Annotated in this window: 15 protein-coding genes and 1 tRNA gene; 10 read left to right on the top strand and 6 right to left on the bottom strand. The window is 67.7% G+C overall.

The window, feature by feature from the left end:
• Positions 1-38 precede the first annotated feature (38 nt).
• On the bottom strand, positions 39-1,142 hold the full coding sequence (locus ABD206_RS07595; RefSeq protein ID WP_344071007.1) for an ABC transporter ATP-binding protein: 1,104 nt from the start codon (positions 1,140-1,142) through the stop codon (positions 39-41).
• 254 nt (positions 1,143-1,396) lie between these two features.
• On the opposite strand from ABD206_RS07595, the gene ABD206_RS07590 reads away from it, so the two are divergent.
• The 5 genes from ABD206_RS07590 to ABD206_RS07570 all read left to right on the top strand — a co-directional run bounded on the left by ABD206_RS07590 (position 1,397) and on the right by ABD206_RS07570 (position 7,719).
• Positions 1,397-2,320: a DsbA family protein gene (locus tag ABD206_RS07590; protein WP_344071005.1), complete on the top strand. Its 924-nt coding sequence runs from the start codon at positions 1,397-1,399 to the stop codon at positions 2,318-2,320.
• Positions 2,321-2,370: 50 nt separating this feature from the next.
• Positions 2,371-2,446, top strand: a tRNA-Thr gene (locus ABD206_RS07585).
• A gap of 256 nt (positions 2,447-2,702) precedes the next feature.
• Complete coding sequence (locus tag ABD206_RS07580; RefSeq protein WP_344071003.1) at positions 2,703-3,776, top strand: sigma-70 family RNA polymerase sigma factor; 1,074 nt, start codon at positions 2,703-2,705, stop codon at positions 3,774-3,776.
• Positions 3,777-3,952: 176 nt separating this feature from the next.
• Positions 3,953-6,736, top strand: coding sequence for a hypothetical protein (locus ABD206_RS07575; RefSeq protein ID WP_344071001.1), 2,784 nt, complete (start codon positions 3,953-3,955; stop codon positions 6,734-6,736).
• Positions 6,709-7,719 (top strand): DMT family transporter, encoded by a 1,011-nt coding sequence (locus ABD206_RS07570; protein WP_344070999.1) that lies wholly within the window; start codon positions 6,709-6,711, stop codon positions 7,717-7,719. Before ABD206_RS07575 ends, ABD206_RS07570 begins: the two co-directional genes overlap by 28 nt.
• Before the next feature lie 16 nt (positions 7,720-7,735).
• Here ABD206_RS07570 and msrB read toward each other — a convergent pair whose 3' ends face one another.
• Positions 7,736-8,143 carry a peptide-methionine (R)-S-oxide reductase MsrB gene (gene msrB / locus ABD206_RS07565; protein WP_344070997.1) on the bottom strand — a complete coding sequence of 136 codons (408 nt, stop codon included), beginning with the start codon at positions 8,141-8,143 and terminating at the stop codon, positions 7,736-7,738.
• Between the two features lie 83 nt (positions 8,144-8,226).
• On the opposite strand from msrB, the gene ABD206_RS07560 reads away from it, so the two are divergent.
• The 5 genes from ABD206_RS07560 to groL all read left to right on the top strand — a co-directional run bounded on the left by ABD206_RS07560 (position 8,227) and on the right by groL (position 12,265).
• Positions 8,227-9,231 carry a DUF2332 family protein gene (locus ABD206_RS07560; protein WP_344070994.1) on the top strand — a complete coding sequence of 335 codons (1,005 nt, stop codon included), beginning with the start codon at positions 8,227-8,229 and terminating at the stop codon, positions 9,229-9,231.
• A 9-nt stretch (positions 9,232-9,240) separates the two neighbouring features.
• Positions 9,241-9,552: a DUF3263 domain-containing protein gene (locus tag ABD206_RS07555; RefSeq protein WP_344070992.1), complete on the top strand. Its 312-nt coding sequence runs from the start codon at positions 9,241-9,243 to the stop codon at positions 9,550-9,552.
• Positions 9,552-10,154, top strand: coding sequence for a LytR C-terminal domain-containing protein (locus ABD206_RS07550; protein WP_344070990.1), 603 nt, complete (start codon positions 9,552-9,554; stop codon positions 10,152-10,154). Before ABD206_RS07555 ends, ABD206_RS07550 begins: the two co-directional genes overlap by 1 nt.
• A 131-nt stretch (positions 10,155-10,285) precedes the next feature.
• On the top strand, positions 10,286-10,489 hold the full coding sequence (locus tag ABD206_RS07545) for a cold-shock protein (protein ID WP_344070988.1): 204 nt from the start codon (positions 10,286-10,288) through the stop codon (positions 10,487-10,489).
• Between the two features lie 156 nt (positions 10,490-10,645).
• The gene (gene groL / locus ABD206_RS07540) at positions 10,646-12,265 is read left to right on the top strand and encodes a chaperonin GroEL (RefSeq protein ID WP_344070986.1); all 1,620 of its coding nucleotides are present in this window, start codon (positions 10,646-10,648) and stop codon (positions 12,263-12,265) included.
• Between the two features lie 153 nt (positions 12,266-12,418).
• Here the strand turns inward: groL and ABD206_RS07535 are convergent, their stop codons facing one another.
• The 4 genes from ABD206_RS07535 to ABD206_RS07520 form a co-directional block, all read right to left on the bottom strand.
• Positions 12,419-12,706 (bottom strand): WXG100 family type VII secretion target, encoded by a 288-nt coding sequence (locus ABD206_RS07535; protein WP_344070984.1) that lies wholly within the window; start codon positions 12,704-12,706, stop codon positions 12,419-12,421.
• A gap of 125 nt (positions 12,707-12,831) precedes the next feature.
• A complete protein-coding gene (locus ABD206_RS07530) occupies positions 12,832-14,637 on the bottom strand; it encodes a sensor histidine kinase (protein WP_344070982.1) in 1,806 nt (601 codons plus the stop codon).
• Positions 14,634-15,326 (bottom strand): response regulator transcription factor, encoded by a 693-nt coding sequence (locus ABD206_RS07525; protein ID WP_344070980.1) that lies wholly within the window; start codon positions 15,324-15,326, stop codon positions 14,634-14,636. The genes ABD206_RS07530 and ABD206_RS07525 overlap by 4 nt, the downstream gene beginning before the upstream one ends.
• A 95-nt stretch (positions 15,327-15,421) precedes the next feature.
• The gene (locus ABD206_RS07520; RefSeq protein ID WP_344070978.1) at positions 15,422-17,077 is read right to left on the bottom strand and encodes a DNA repair helicase XPB; all 1,656 of its coding nucleotides are present in this window, start codon (positions 17,075-17,077) and stop codon (positions 15,422-15,424) included.
• Positions 17,078-17,099: the final 22 nt, after the last annotated feature.

The raw sequence follows: 17,099 nt of genomic DNA, 5'->3' as shown, positions 1-17,099 counted from the left end.
AGAGGGATTCTCTCGCACCGCCGTGTTGCGTGTGGATGTCAGGCCGAAGCGACGGCCTTGGTGCCCAGGCGATCGCCGCTTTCGGCGTCGAACAGGTGGACGTGGTCGAGGATCGGGGCGAGCGTGACGACATCGCCTGCGTTCGGGTGGTTGCGGCCGTCGACGCGAGCGACGATGTCGATGCGCTTGCCCGAGACATCCGCGTGGCCGTAGAGGTAGCCGTCGGCGCCGAGCTCTTCGACCAGGTCGACGGTCACGGGCAGGCCGCGGCCGTCGGCGGGGGCGACGTCGATGTCCTCTGGGCGTACACCGACGGTGACGGCGGTGCCGGTCGCCTGAGCGAGCACCTCACGCTCGACGGGGATGAGGTGGGTGCCGAAGTCGACGCCGCCCTCGGTGATCTCCAGCGGGAACAGGTTCATGGCGGGGGAGCCGATGAAGCCGGCGACGAAGACGTTCTTCGGCGACTCGTACAGGTCGCGCGGGGTGCCGACCTGCTGCAGCAGACCGTCCTTGAGTACGGCGATCCGGTCACCCATCGTGAGCGCCTCGGTCTGGTCGTGGGTGACGTAGACCGTGGTGACGCCCAGGCGGCGCTGGAGCGAGGCGATCTGCGTACGGGTCTGCACGCGGAGCTTGGCGTCGAGGTTCGACAGCGGCTCGTCCATGAGGAAGACCTGGGGCTGGCGGACGATCGCACGGCCCATCGCGACACGCTGACGCTGACCGCCCGAGAGAGCCTTGGGCTTGCGGTCGAGGTACTGCTCAAGGTCGAGGAGCTTGGCGGCCTCGAGGACGCGGCTGGCGCGCTCATCCTTGTTGACACCGGCGATCTTCAGGGCGAAGCCCATGTTCTCGGCCACGGTCATGTGGGGGTACAGCGCGTAGTTCTGGAACACCATCGCGATGTCGCGGTCCTTCGGCGGGACGTCCGTGACGTCGCGGTCGCCGATGCGGATGTGACCCGAGTTGACCTCTTCGAGGCCGGCGAGCATGCGGAGCGACGTGGACTTTCCGCAGCCGGAAGGGCCGACCAGAACGAGGAACTCACCGTCCCCGACTTCGAGGTTGAGCTTGTCCACCGCGGGGCGGACGCCGCCGGGGTAGAGGCGGGTTGCGTTGTCGAAGGTGACTGACGCCATTTCTTCTTCTCCTTCACCGGCAGGTACGTGCCGGACGATCCGTTGTGAGGGTGATGGGGTGATGTCCCCTGCGCACGTCATCGGGCGCACCCCAAGTGTCTCACGTCAACCTGAGTGTGAGCGATGTCTGGGTTTTTCTCAGCCAGGCTGGCTAGCATCGAGGTCGGCCGCGTGAGTTCTCAGCGTGCCGATGGCCGCAACCCTCGGCCTCTTGTCGGGCACGACCCGACCCCCGTCTGTGTGTAAGAGGTGTCATGTCCAACGACGAATCCCCCCAGGTGCCGGCGACGCGTGATCGTCGCGGAGCCGTGCGTGAGAAGGCGCAGCAGGTGCACGCGAAGCAGCGTCGTGCGCGCCGGATCCGCGGAGGGCTGATCGGCGTCGGCATTGTGGCCGTTGTGGCCGTTGTGGGCGTGTCGGTGACCCTGGCTGTCACCGGAGACGCGAGCAAGACCACGCTCACACCGCTGAGCGCGACGGCAGACGGCTTCACGGTCACCTCGGTCGCCGGCGTCTCAGCAGCCGGGCAGGCCGTGGAGGGTGACACCGGGGGAGAAGAGGCAGCGACGGAAGAGGCCGCCCCCGCTCCCACCGAGACCTCGGCCGCCGAGGTGGAGATCCGCGTCTACGTGGACTACCTGTCTCCCGCATCCGCGCAGTTCCAGGCGGCGAATGCCTCACAGCTCTCATCGTGGGTCGAAGACGATGCCGTGACGCTGACCTACTACCCTGTTGCGCTCCTGACGGCGAAGTCCAACGGTACGAAGTACTCACTGCGAGCCGCGGCGGCGGCGGCGTGCGTCGCCACCTATGCGCCCGACGCCTTCTACCTCTTCAACAACGCGCTGCTGACCCAGCAACCCGACGTGGATTCCGACGGATTCAGCGACACCGAGCTGGCCGATATCGCCCAGGCATCCGGCGTGCAGTCTCCCAAGGTCGTGCGCGCGTGCATCGAGGACGGTGACTACCTCACGTGGGCGAAGGATGCCACCGAGCGGGCGATCGATGAGATCCCCGGCACCGACGGCACTCCGCTGACAGGTACCCCGCTCGTCCTCGTCAACGACGCTGTGTATGTCGGGTCGGTCGACAGCGCCCAGGAGTTCGCGCAGTTCGTGCTGACGATCGACTCGGACAAGTACTACGCGACGCCCACCCCGACCCCGACATCCTGAGTTCGGCCGGTTTATCGGGGCACGGAAGCCCTCGATAGACTGGGCACTCTGCCGACGTGGCGCAATTGGTAGCGCACCCGACTTGTAATCGGGCGGTTACGGGTTCAAGTCCCGTCGTCGGCTCCACCTTGTGCGTCGACCCCGCTCGCACCCTCGCCACCTCGCGAAGGTAGGAGATATCGCGAGGGGAGGACGACACGCCGCGGATTCGTCCTGTCTTCGGGAGATCTCCTACGCTCGCGAGCTGCATGTCCCGCTGGTCGAGCGTGCCTGCGCCGATGTTTTTCACCAAACCGCGTAACACGCGACGTACTTCGAGGTCTGTAAAGTACGACGGATGCGTGGCTCCGTCGCCACGAGACCGACGGAGGCGGGGAAACCGATGAGCGAGCGCGGGGAGCGGGACGACCGGTCCGACCAGCAGCTCATCGAGGCGACGCGCGAGGGCGACGTCGCCGCCTACGAAGTGCTCTGGCAGCGCCACCGCGACGTCGCCATGGTTGCTGCGCGCGCCAACGCCGGCCTCTTGGATCCCGAAGACATCGTTCAAGAGGCGTTCGCGCGGACTTTTCAGGCGATCCGTTGCGGCAAGGGCCCGACTCTGAGTTTCCGGCCGTACCTCTACGCGGCCATTCGCAACATCGCCACCACCTGGAAGCGTCGTCACATCGATACCCCGGGAGACCTCGAGGATGTCGAGACCGTGGAATCTGCGGATGAGGTGGCCGTCGCTCTCGCCGACCAGCAGATCGCGACGACCGCCTTCGCGGCGCTGCCGAAGCGATGGCAGGAGGTGCTCTGGCTCACGGAGGTCGAGGGCATGGGGCCCACTGATGCCGCCCAGCTCCTGGGGATCAGCCCCAATGCGACCAGGCAGCTGTCCCATCGAGCGCGAGAGGGGCTGCGGGATGCCTATGTGCAGGCCCACCTGCAAGAGGGGGACGTCGACGACGAGTGCGCCTGGGTGCAGGAGCGCCTCGGGTCATTCAGTCGTCGCACCCTGTCCCGGCGGCAGCGCCTTCGCGTGCAGACGCACCTTGCCGAATGCCCGGACTGCCCGCAGGTAGAGCGAGAGGCCCAGCGAGTCTCGCGGATGTTGCCACTCGTGCTGCTGCCGATCGCGTTGGGCGGAGGGACGGCCGTGGCTGCTGCCGGCACGCTGCCGACGAGCGAGGCGCTCGCCGCCGGTACAGCACCCGCACAGGCATCGGGAGCATCCGCAGCCCACGCTTCCGGCCACGCGGCGGCGACGGCGCACTCCACGCATGCGGCGACGATGGCGACGGCATCGCATGTGAGTACCGGCATGGTCCACGCCATCATCGTCGTCAAGGTCCTCATGGTGGGCGTGGGTGCACTCATCGGATTCGGGGCGTTCGGCGCGATCGCGTACAACATCGAGTTCTTCGACCTGATCGAGCAGGCGGTCCGTCTGCTGCACGTCAGCCCGCGCTGACACCGAACATCCACCGCCTTCTCATCGGTGTTCGATGAGAGTTCGATGAGAGATCGCGTCGCTGCCGCTCCCTCACGTAACGCGCATCCCCCTGCGATGTCTCTCCAGGTAACGGTTCACGCCGTGACATGCGACACCAGGGATTCGGCCCTGCGGGGCCACAAAGGGGGGACCCCGTGCGTCACCAGTTCACACACACCATCACTCCGCACCACCAGACCGCGCAGCCAGCCGGGCATCTCAGGTCCGCGCTGCTCGCCGCGATCGGGCTCGTTCTTTCGGCAGCCCTTGTCCTCGGCGGTGCGCTGACCGCCCGGGCGACGGTCGGCATCGGCGCCGGCTTCGGCTCCCTCCCACCCGACCACACGATCGGGTGGGAGGGAGCGTACGTCATGCCCAACGGTCAGCAGGGGTACTGCCTCACGCCCAGTGAGCACGGACCGACCACGCCCGGCACGGCGACGAACGACGCGGGGCTCTGGACCAATTGGAACGGCACCAGCGGCAACCTGCTCGCCGGTGTGAACCGCATCATCTCGACCCACGGTCAGTCGGGGGATCCCGTGCAGGGCTCCGCCGTCGACTTCGCCGTCAAAAACATCGTCGCCCCGGCAACGCTCTACGCGATGCGCGGATACCCGAACGACGCGACATGGCCATACGGAGACATCAGCCGCTACGTCATCTGGACGTTCAGCTCGGGGTATCCCATCACCGACGGGAACGGTACTCCGATGACCTCCGCGCAGATGAACCAGGTCGCCTCGCTGGCGGCGCAGTACACGCAGGAGGCGCGGTCGACGACGGCAGCGACGGATGCCACGGGCTCGGGTCGGCTGGAGTTCACGGTCGACGCGACGAACGACGACGCGGGCACGGTCACGATGATCGGCACGGCGGGGGCGAGCGGGACGATCACGCTGGTGAACGGCCGCTTCGTCTCGACCGGCTCGACAACTCTCACGGGTGCTGAGCAGGGCGTCGCCTATGCGATCACGGGCATCCCTCCCGCCGATGATGGTGCGCCGTACCGGATCTCGGGCACCGGGAGCTTCACACCGCCGGGCGGTGGTGGGTGGTTGGCGCAGGTCCGGGTTTGGCAGACCGCCGGGTACCAGACGCTCGCGACCGGAGGCGGAACGGCGGTTGCGGAGCCGTTCGCCGTATCGGGCGAGGATGCCGCGGATCGCACCGTGACTTTCCGCCCGGTCGTCGCCACGCGTGTGCACGCCGAGTACTACGAGCGCGGCGACAGCCTCGTCGATGTCTTGACCTTCGGCACGACGGCCGACTCCGCGGGGCTGGACAATCCCTGGTATCGGATGTCGGATGGCGACTACCTGCCGATCACCGCTTCGGGCGTCGTCTATGGTCCGTTCGCCCAGCAGCCGGAGCAATCGGCCACACCTCCCGCCGGGTCCCCGATCGCAGCGACCGCAACGGTGACGACCGGGGACGGCGGCCCCACGGTCACCTACGACGCGACCGCCAGCCCCGCGGTCTCGACATCCGGGTTCTACACCTGGGTGTGGACGATCGAGCGGAACGCCCAGCCCGCCGCGGTGGCACCGTTCCTGCCCTCCGGATATGCGTTCGCTGCGCCTTTCGGGCAGGTCGCGGAGTCGAGTATCGTTCCGGCACGAATCCGTGCGAGTACCCAGGTCGCGACGTCGAGTGTGCGGTTGAGCGAGCTCGCCGTCGACACCGCCGAGGTCAGTGTCGACGGACTCTGGCTGCAGGATGCGGGGCGCAACATCCCGGTGGTCTTCCGCTGGGATGCGTACCACGATCCCCGAGCGCGGGACGAGATCTCTCCCGTCGCGACGATCCCGGCGGATGCGCGACTGATCGGCACGGTGCACGTCACGGCTGAGGGCGCGGGCACCATCTCAACCCCCACCGCCGAGGCCAGCGGCATCCTCGCTCCCGCCAGCGGCACCGGCAGCGTCGTATGGGTCCTGGGTGTTCACGCCGAAGATCAGCCCGCGCAGTATCGGGAGTGGGTGGAGCCGTGGCGCGATGACTACGGACGCGCCACTGAGATCCAGAGCATCCTGCAGCCGGCCGTGACCACGCTCGCGCAGCCGGCGGCACCGCTCGGCGGAACACTGAGCGATGTCGCGACCGTGGCCGGCCCACTGCCGGTGATCGGGGCCGAGCTTTCGTTCGCGGCCTACCGGGTGCCGCTTGATGCAGATGGACGCATCGCCTACCCGGCAGGTGTCCCCGAGGGTGACCTGAGCTGGGTGTGCACCGACGCGAATCGCGTGTTCGACAGCGCCGGGACGCCTCAGGTAATCACGGAGCCGGGCGCATATACCTCTCCGAGCATTCCGGCCGACGCGTACGCGCCGATCGTGTGGGTGGAGCTGCTGGGAACGAATACCGCCGTGACCGCCGCACCATCGCAGACCATCGCGCGGGGAGCGTGCGGACGGGCGGAGGAGACCTCTCTCGTGCTGGACCTCGCCACGACGGCGGCGGCCGCGGACGCTGAGCGCCCCGTGCCCGCAGGCGCCGAAGTGACCGACACGATCACCGTCACAGGATGGGTTCCCGACGACGCCGTCGCCCGCATCGACGCCTTCCGCGTCGCTTCCGCAGAAGAGCTGGTCTGCCTCGAGGGCACGGAGGTCTTCTCGCAGACCTTCGACGTCGCCGCGGGGCTGCACAGCGCGGCCGACCCGTTCGTCGCGACGTCGCAGCCGTTCGTCCCCGAGACCTGGGGTGAGGCATCCACGCTCGCGTACGTCGCCACGATCCACGATGAGGAGGGGCGGATTCTCGCCCAGGGGCTGTGCGGTGAGGATGCCGAGACGCTGACGCTTGCCGCGCACACCCTGCCACCGACGGGCGGGACTGCGCCCGTGCCGACGCTGATCGGTGCCGCGGCGCTCACCCTGGGCGCAACCTCACTGCTCGCGTTCGAGAGGTGGCGCAGACCGCGGCCGCGGGCCTGATCGCCGCCCGCGGCGTCGCGCTCGGGCAGAATGAACCGGTGAGATCCGGCACCGCGACGACGATCCTCGCGCTCAGCGGGACGATCGCGGTCGGCGCGCTGACGGCGATGCAGGTGCGGGTCAACGGTCAGCTCGGCCATCGGATCGAGGACAGCACCGTGGCGGCGGCCGTGTCCTTCGGCTCGGGACTGATCATCGTCGCGTTCATCGCGCTGATCACGCGCGCGGGCCGCCAGGGGGCTCGTGTTCTCGTCGACGGCATCCGGGTGCGCCGCATCCCATGGTGGATGCTGCTCGGCGGCCTTGCCGGCGCCTTCACGGTGTCGAGCCAGTCGATCACCGCGGGCATCATCGGGGTCGCGCTGTTCACCGTCGGGTTCGTGGCGGGCCAGATCGTGTTCGGGATCGTCATCGACCGCATCGGCTACTCGCCCTCCGGGGTGGTGCCGGTCACGATGCGGCGCGTGCTCGGCGGCGCCATCGCGCTCGTCGCTGTTGCGGTCTCCGTCACCGGCTCCCACCTGGCGGAGGTGCCCTGGTGGATGCTGCTCTTGCCGTTCGCCTCGGGAGCCGGGGTGTCGTGGCAGCAGGCCACGAACGGGCGACTACGTCAGCAGACCGACTCGGCGATGATCGCCACGGTGATCAACTTCCTCGGCGGCACTGCGGTGCTCGTCCCGATCGCGATCGTGCACGTGGCGCTCTTCGGTTTCCCTGTGGTCTGGCCCGACGACCCCTGGCCCTATCTCGGTGGCGCGCTCGGCGTCGTCTACATCATGTTGTCGGCGGCGCTCGTCCGGCGCACCGGGGTGCTCCTGCTGGTGCTGGGATCCGTGGTGGGGCAGCTGATCGCCGCGCTGATCCTCGATGCCCTGTGGCCCACGCCCGCCAGCCCCGGGTTCGTGCGTGAACTCGTGATCGCCGGCCTCGCCCTGGTCTCGGTGCTCGTCGTCGTCGTTCCGCGGCGACCCCGTACCGCGTGAGGCGCGGCTCGCAGTCTCAGGCGTCGGTTTCCGGAGTGAACTCCAGCGCGATGGAGTTCATGCAGTAGCGGTCCCCGGTCGGGGTGCCGAAACCGTCGGGGAAGACGTGGCCGAGGTGGGATCCGCAGTTCGCGCAGCGGACCTCGGTGCGCAGCATCCCGTGGGTGCGGTCTTCGATCAGCTCCACGGCCTCGGGGCGCACCGACTCGTAGAAGCTCGGCCACCCGCAGTGCGAGTCGAACTTCGTACCGCTGACGAAGAGTTCATTGCCGCACGCAGCGCACGTGTAGAGGCCGGCTCGGCTCTCGTCGAGGAGCTCTCCCGTCCACGGGCGTTCGGTGGCGGCTTCGCGCAGCACCGCGTACTGGTCGGCGCTGAGTTCGGCACGCCACTGCTGGTCGGACTTCTGGGTGGGGTAGGACATTGTTCCTCCTTGTATGGGAATGCAACGCGAACCGCGCCCCGGCTGTTCCGCGTCTCGCATATCCCGACCACGACAATAGAGGGATGTCGTACGAGGAGGCATTCGCCGTCGCCGAACGGTACGCGCGGTTCGCCCATGACGAGGCGCCGGGCCGTTCCGCCCGCTATGGGGAATGGGCCGCGGGCGTGGCCACCGACAAGGACGTGCAGAACCTCCTCGCGCAGATTCCTGCCCACCGTCGACAGCCTCCGCTCGTGTTCGCCGTCACCCGCATGCTCGGCGCTCCCGAGGGGGACTACGCGGCTTGGGCCCGGTGGCTGCCCGGTCACCTGCCGGAGGTGGCCGAGGAGTGCACCCGTCGCGGGCTGCAGACGAACGAGCCTCTGCGGTGTGCGGCGCTGCTTCCCGCGCTGAGTCTCGTCGACGGACCGATTGCCTTGCTGGAGATCGGTGCGAGCGCGGGACTGTGCCTGTATCCCGACCGCTACTCGTATCGCTATCGCGGGGCGACGGACCTGGATCCCCCCACCGGTCCGTCCACCGTGACCCTGAACAGTCGGTGGTCGGGGCAGGATGCGTCGCTGCGTACGCCCGAGATCGTTTGGCGCGCGGGCATCGACCTGGCACCGGTCGATGTCGCATCCGCTCGCGATCGCGCGTTCCTCGCCGCGCTGGTCTGGCCGGGCGAAACAGGTCGACTGGCGCGCATCGAGGCGGCGATCGATCTCGTGCGTGCCGAGCCGCCGAGGCTCGTGCGCGGCGATGCGACCGCCCCCCGCGTGCTGACTTCCCTTGCCGACACGGCGCCGAAGGATGCGACGCTGATCATCACGACGCCTGGGGTTCTTCCCCATATTCCCCGAGCGGGTCGGGCGGCGTTGTTCGGTGAGATCGACGCTGCCCGGATCAGTCGTCCGCGTACGCGATGGGTGTCGCTGGACCCGCCCGCGCTCCACGATCGGTGGGGAGCCACGCCGACGACAGCTGGCGGCTTCGTGCTGGGGATGGATGATCGCGCCCTTGGCTGCGCGGACCCATTGGGAGCCTGGGTGGAGTGGCTTCCGAGGGATGTCAGTCCTCGTCGGTAGCCTCGGGGCGTGACCTTGCACGAGCGTTCCCTGACTGACCGGGAGCGGGCTGTGCTCGATTTCGAGTCCGGATGCCGCCTGCGAGGCTGGGCCAAAGAGGAGCAGATCCGCGAAACACTCGGCATGTCGCCCGCGCGCTACTACCAGCTGCTCGGGCGCTTGATCGACTCGCTCGAGGCGCAGGAGTACGACCCATTGCTGATCGCGCGGCTGCGGCGTCTGCGGGAGCGGTCGCGCGCCACGGCACGCACGCGGGGATTCTCGACCGACGGGCCCGGCTCAGGGCAAGAACGCAGGTTCGGCGTCGGTACGATCGTGTGATGCCCCCTTCGTTCCCGCGCGACCGCTTCGATGACGTCCCCAACGGCCCGGGCCGTGTGGGTGCGCACCGTGGCGAGAATCCGCACATGCGGGGCGGGATCGTCTTCTTCTGGGCGGCGCTTGCCACCGTCATCCTCATCGGCGTCGGCATCTTCGGGACGTTCGTCGTCTCGGGTCGTATCGTGCTGTTCCCCGAGGCCCAGCCCACCCCGACCCCGACGGCGACGATCGACCCGGTCCTTGACACCTCGTATGCGGTGCTGATCCTCAATGCGACGCCCGAGACCGGACTGGCCACGCAGATGAAGGACGAGCTGATCGCCGCGGGGTGGGCCGCGGACGACGTGCTGGCGGGTGAAGCGGGCAGCACCGACTTCGCCGAGACCACGATTTACTACGCGAACGCGACGGATCTGCCGGCAGCGCTGGGGCTTTCCGAGGTGATCGGCGGTGCGAGGGTCGTGCAGAGCGATGCATATCAACCCGTCGACGACGAGGCGACCGAGGTGGATGAGAGTGCGGCACTCCAGCTGACGATCGTCATCGGCCTCGACAGCACGGCTGCCGGTGCTCCGACCCCCACGGCGACAACGGACCAGTAGGTGCGTACGAGCCGTGTTTCCGGCCCGTAACAACTTGAATGCGCGGGTGTCAATACTTCGCATTCCGCGCGAATTCGCGCTTTTGCCCTGAATACGATGGCGCAAGACCCGCCCAGCATCAGGAGTTTCGCATGGCCCTAGGTACCGTCAAATGGTTCAACGCCGAGAAGGGCTACGGCTTCATCACCGTCGATGACGGTCAAGACGTCTTTGTGCACTACTCGAACATCGACATGACCGGCTTCCGTGTCCTCGAGGAGGGGCAGAAAGTCGAGTTCTCCGTCGGCAGCGGACAGAAGGGCCCGCAGGCCGAGTCGGTCCGCGTCGTCGCCTGACGTTTCCGTCCCCAGAAGGAGATCCCCTGTGGCTGTGGCCGCGGGGGATTTCTGCATCTGCTCCCGCTTGCACTCGCCATGGTCGAGTGCCAGAATGGTTTAGCACTCCGTATCCCAGAGTGCTAAGACCTAGCCCCGTCCGGGAGGGACGAACACATGGCAAAGATGATCGCTTTCGACGAGGAAGCCCGCCGTGGCCTCGAGCGTGGCCTGAACATCCTGGCTGACGCCGTCAAGGTGACGCTCGGCCCCCGCGGTCGCAACGTTGTTCTCGAGAAGAAGTGGGGCGCCCCCACGATCACGAACGACGGTGTGTCGATCGCCAAAGAGATCGAGCTCGACGACCCGTACGAGAAGATCGGCGCAGAGCTCGTCAAGGAAGTCGCCAAGAAGACCGATGACGTCGCCGGCGATGGAACCACCACGGCGACCGTGCTCGCTCAGGCGCTTGTGCGCGAGGGCCTCCGCAACGTCGCCGCCGGCGCCGACCCCATCTCGCTCAAGAAGGGCATCGAGAAGGCCGTCAAGGCCGTGACCGATGAGCTGCTTGCCAGCGCCAAGGAGGTCGAGTCCAAGGAGCAGATCGCCGCGACCGCGTCGATCTCTGCCGCTGACCCCGAGATCGGCGCGCTGATCGCCGAGGCCATCGACAAGGTGGGCAAGGAAGGTGTCGTCACCGTCGAGGAGTCGAACACCTTCGGAACCGAGCTCGAGCTCACCGAGGGCATGCGCTTCGACAAGGGCTACCTGAACCCCTACTTCGTGACCGACCCCGAGCGTCAGGAAGCGGTCTTCGAGGACCCCTACATCCTGATCGCGAACCAGAAGATCTCGAACATCAAGGACCTTCTGCCCGTCGTCGACAAGGTGATCCAGGAGGGCAAGGAGCTCCTCATCATCGCCGAGGACGTGGAGGGTGAGGCTCTCGCGACTCTGGTGCTCAACAAGATCCGTGGCATCTTCAAGTCGGCCGCCGTCAAGGCTCCCGGCTTCGGTGACCGCCGCAAGGCTCAGCTGCAGGACATCGCGATCCTCACCGGCGGACAGGTCATCACCGAAGAGGTGGGCCTCAAGCTCGAGAACGCGACCCTGGACCTGCTCGGCCGCGCACGCAAGGTCATCATCACCAAGGATGAGACGACCATCGTCGAGGGTGCCGGCGACGCGTCGCTCATCGAGGGCCGCGTGACCCAGATCCGTCGCGAGATCGACAACACCGACAGCGACTACGACCGCGAGAAGCTCCAGGAGCGCCTCGCCAAGCTCGCCGGCGGCGTGGCCGTCATCAAGGCGGGTGCAGCGACCGAGGTCGAGCTCAAGGAGCGCAAGCACCGCATCGAGGACGCCGTTCGCAACGCGAAGGCTGCCGTCGAAGAGGGAATCGTCCCCGGTGGTGGCGTCGCTCTCATCCAGGCCGGTACCAAGGCGCTGGCGGGCCTCGAGCTCGCCGGTGATGAGGCGACCGGTGCGAACATCGTCAAGGTGGCCATCGAGGCTCCGCTCAAGCAGATCGCGCTGAACGCAGGGCTGGAGCCCGGCGTCGTGGCCAACAAGGTCTCGGAGCTGCCCACGGGTCACGGCCTCAACGCCGCGACCGGTGAGTACACCGACCTGTTCGTACAGGGCATCATCGACCCGGCCAAGGTGACCCGTTCGGCTCTGCAGAACGCGGCATCCATCGCCGGCCTGTTCCTCACGACCGAGGCGGTCGTTGCGGACAAGCCCGAGAAGACCCCCGCGGTTCCTGCCGACCCCACCGGCGGCATGGACTTCTGAGTCTGATTCACAACGAGACAGGCCCTTCCCTTCGGGGGAGGGCCTCTCTCGTTGTCGGCCTTCTGCGCGAGGGGTCACGACACGCCGTGACGCTCGGCCGGGATGGGACAGTGTGCGACCCCTCGCGTGAGAGGTGTGCGGAGGACCGCGTGCTCAGCGGAACAGGCCGAGCGAGAGCTGCTCGGCCTCGGCGTACTGGTGACCGGCTGCCTCGAGTGCAGCGCTGATCGAGTGCAGCGCGTCTTCGACATGGGCGTTCGCGGCACGCCATTCGTCGATGACGCCGGCAAAGGCGCTGGAGGCGGCACCGGTCCATTGGCCTTGCAGGCCGGTCAGCTGTGCCAGCATCGCATGGTTCTCTGCGCGTACGCGTTCTGCGGTGTTTCGTGCGGATGCGGTGGCGGCCAGGACAGCGTCGCTGTCGACGGCGAAGGCGGGCATGGGGACCTCCTCGGTGTGGGTGAAGGTCTCCGACCATATGAGCGGCGCGCGGCCGCCGCGCCGGCTGCCCGGCAGAGGTCGATGTGACGCCCCGCCCCGGAAGCTGGGGAGGGAGCGCGATCGCCTCAGCGCTCGGGGTTCTCCTCGAGCGCTGACGCCGGGAGCCGTTCGAGCGGCTGCGTCATGATGTCGGCCTGCTCGGCACGGTCGCGGTGCTGGACGAGTGGGAACCCGACACGGAACGTCGCGCCGCCGCCGGGCGTGTCGCGCACCTGTACGTCACCGTGGTGAGCCTCGACGATCGAGGACACGATCGACAGACCCAGGCCCGACCCGCCCGTTGCCCGTGCGCGCGAGGTGTCGGCACGCCAGAACCGCTGGAAGATCTTGTCCTTGATCTGGTCCGGAATGCCTTCGCCGTGGTCGACGACCTCGACCCATCCCATCTGAGCGGTGCGGTCCACACCGACGCGCAGTTCGATCGGGGAGTCCTCGCTGGTGAAGCGGCGGGCGTTGCCGAGAAGGTTCGTGATCACCTGACGGATGCGGTTCTCGTCGCCCAACACGATGGGTGGCGCAGCGGCAGCGGTGGGAGGGACGGGGTTCAGCCCGGCCGCATCCGCGAATCCCTGATCAAGCCGAGCGGGAGACTCGGATCCCGCAGCGTCGGTCTGCTCGTCGCGGGCTCGTCGACGCAGGAAGATCGCGCCGGCGCGCGCGAGTGCGGATGTGCCGCGCGGTCGCTTGGCGACGGCGTAGGAGCCGGTTTCGGTGACGACCGGTGACATGGTCTCGCGCTCGCTGATCGTGGTGTCCACCACAGCGACCGGGCGTTGCGGGGAGGCGGCACGCGCATCCATTGCGGCATCGCGCGCGAGGGGGCGCAAGTCCACGGCTGTGAACACGACATCGCGTCGTTCGTCCAGGCGAGCCAGCGCCAAGAGGTCCTCCACGAGCAGGCCCATCCGCACGGCCTCCTTCTCGATGCGCTCCATCGCCTGAGCCATGTCCTCGTCCGAGCGGATCGCACCCATCCGATACAGCTCGGCGTAGCCGCGGACGGTCACCAGGGGCGTGCGCAGCTCGTGACTCGCATCCCCGACGAAGCGCCGCATTTGGCGCACGGTTGTATCGCGCTGGCCGAGCGCGGCATCCACGCGCCCGAGCATCGTGTTGATCGCGGTCTTGAGGCGACCGACCTCGGTGCCCGGTGCGATATTGGTCAGGCGTTGTCCGAAATCACCCGCCGCGATTTCCATCGCCGTCGATTCGACCTGCGCGAGGCTGCGGAACGCAAGCGTGACGAGCAACCGGATCGCGATGGCGCCGAGGGCGATCGTGATGACCGCCAGGATGCTGTAGATCCCGAGGTAGGTGGCGAGGGTTTGCGTCACCGTCGACATCGGCAGTGCCACCATCTGCGTGTAGAGCGTCGAGGTTCCCTCGACCTGGATCACGGCCACTGACGCGCGGAATGTGCTCGTACCCGTCGTGGCAGACAGGGTGAAGGGAGCCTGCTGTTGCAGGATGTAGCCCTCGGCGAGGCTGAATGTCTCGGGGAAGGCGGGCTGCGCCGAGCGCCGCCCGCCGCCGGCGCTCGCGATGAATTCGCCTTCGGGTCCGTAGAGGGCCACGAAGTACTCGGTCGGCGCGGCCTCCTCCTTCACCTTGAAGGGGGGACTGGACGTCGAGTCGATGTCGAACAGGCCGCTCACTGCCGTCGCGGAGGCGAGCTGGGTCACCTGGGTGTCGATGCTCGCCGCCAGCTCTGAGCGCAGGAACACCGTCGTGCCGATCCCGGTGCCCAACAGCCCCAGGGCGAGGATGGCGACGGCGACGCCGGTGACCTTGGCGCGCAGGCTGATGCTGCGCCACCAGGTCGTGACGGCGTCGGACTGGTCGGCGCCGTCGGGCCCCGCCCCTGAGGTCACGCGGTCTTGCCGGCCTTCAGCATGTAGCCGAAGCCGCGCTTGGTCTGGATGAGCGGCTCCGACGAGTGCGGATCGATCTTGCGACGCAGGTACGAGATGTAGCTCTCGACGATGCCGGCATCGCCGTTGAAGTCGTACTCCCACACGTGGTCGAGGATCTGCGACTTCGACAGCACGCGGTTCGGGTTGAGCATCAGATAGCGCAGCAGCTTGAACTCGGTCGGGCTCAGCTCGATCGACACCGACCCGACGGTGACGTCGTGCGTGTCCTGATCCATCGTGAGCTCGCCGGTGCGGATGACCGACTCCTCATCGGTGTGCATCGTGCGGCGCAGGATCGCCTGGATGCGCGCGACGATCTCGTCAAGACTGAAGGGCTTGGTGACGTAGTCGTCGCCGCCGGCGTTCAGGCCCGTGATCTTGTCTTCGGTCTCGTCCTTGGCCGTCAGGAACAGGATCGGCGCCGTGTAGCCGGCACCGCGCAGCCGCTTGGTGACGCTGAAGCCGTTCATGTCGGGGAGCATGACATCCAGCAGGATGAGGTCGGGCTCCTCCTCGAGGACGGCCGAGATCGTCTGGGCTCCGTTACCGACGGCCCTGACCTCGTAGCCGGCGAACTTGAGGCTCGTCATCAGCAGGTCACGGATGTTCGGCTCGTCGTCCACGACGAGGATGCGAGGTGCGCTCATGCCCCCATTATCGTGATGGAACTGGTGCGGATGCTGGATATCGCCCGGATCGGCGGTTTCCCGCGTTCACGCCCCGCGCTTCGGCGTGCGTGGACCTAGGCGGCGAGGCGGTCCGCGTCGAGGATCGTATAGCTGTAGCCCTGCTCAGCGAGGAAGCGCTGGCGATTCTGGGCGAAGTCCTGATCGACCGTGTCGCGGGCGATGAGGGTGTAGAAGCTCGCGGTGTGGCTGGACTGCTTGGGGCGCAGCAGTCGCCCCAGTCGCTGGGCCTCCTCCTGGCGGGAGCCGAACGATCCCGAGACCTGGATGGCGACGGATGCCTCGGGCAGGTCCACTGAGAAGTTGGCGACCTTCGAGACCACGAGCACCGAGATCTCGCCCTCGCGGAAGGCACGGTATAGCTGCTCGCGCTCATCGACCGGCGTCGAACCGGTGATCTGCGGAGCGCCGATGGCATTCGCGATCTCGTCGATCTGGTCGAGATACTGCCCGATCACGAGGATCTGCTCGCCGGGATGGGCTGCGACCAGGTCTTTGACGACACCGATCTTCACGGGCGCGGTCGCCGCGAGCCGGTAACGCTCCTCGTCGGCGGCAGCGGCGTACTCCAGCCGTTCTCCGGCGGGGAGATCCACGCGCACCTCGTAGCAGGCGGCCGGGGAGATGAAGCCCTGCGACTCGATCTCCTTCCAGGGTGCGTCGAAGCGCTTGGGGCCGATGAGGCTGAACACGTCGCCTTCGCGACCGTCCTCCCGCACGAGCGTCGCCGTCAGGCCCAGGCGCCGGCGTGCCTGCAGATCGGCGGTGAGCTTGAAGACAGGGGCCGGCAGCAGGTGCACCTCGTCGTACAGAATGAGGCCCCAGTCCAGGGCATCCAGCAGCGCCAGGTGCGCGTACTGCCCCTTCCGTTTCGCGGTGAGGATCTGGTAGGTCGCGATCGTGACCGGCTTGATCTCTTTGGACTGGCCCGAGTACTCGCCGATCTCCTCCGGCGTGAGGCTCGTGCGCCTGAGCAGCTCGTCGCGCCACTGCCGGGCCGACACGGTGTTGGTGACCAAGATCAGTGTCGTCGTCTTGGTGTCGGCCATGGCTCCGGCGCCGACGAGTGTCTTGCCCGCGCCGCAGGGCAGCACGACCACACCCGAGCCGCCGTCGGTGAAGGCATCCACCGCCTGGCGCTGGTAGGGACGCAACGCCCAGCCGGCCTCGTCGAGGTCGATGGGATGCGGGGTGCCGGGTGTGTAGCCGGCGAGGTCCTCGGCGGGCCACCCGATCTTCAGCAACTCCTGCTTGATGTGGCCGCGGGCCCAGGCATCCACGACGTAGGCGTCGGGCAGGGGATGGCTGAGGAGCAGCGGCTGGATGCGCTTGTTCTTGGCGACCTCGGTGAGCACCGCCGCATCGGTCGAGCGCAGGATCAGCGCGGGCTCGTCGCTACCGGGAATCGGCGCGCGTTCGATGACCAGCCGCCCGTAGCGACTGACGGTCTCCGCGATGTCGATCGCCACCGACGGGGGGACGGGAAACCGTGACCATCGATCGAGCGTCGCCAACATGTCCTCGGCGGAATGTCCCGCAGCCCGTGCGTTCCACAGGCCCAGCCGGGTGATCCGGTAGGTGTGGATGTGCTCGGGTGCGCGCTCGAGTTCGGCGAAGATCGCCAGTTCGTGGCGGGCGGACTCTGCGTCCGCGTGTGCCACTTCCAGCAGCACGGTGCGGTCGCTCTGAACGATCAGCGGGCCATCAGCCATAGCCGACCAGTCTACCCGGCCG

This window comes from Microbacterium sediminicola (assembly GCF_039531125.1).
GTDB classification, from domain to species: domain Bacteria; phylum Actinomycetota; class Actinomycetes; order Actinomycetales; family Microbacteriaceae; genus Microbacterium; species Microbacterium sediminicola.
This window is presented reverse-complemented; position numbering and strand designations above follow the sequence as displayed.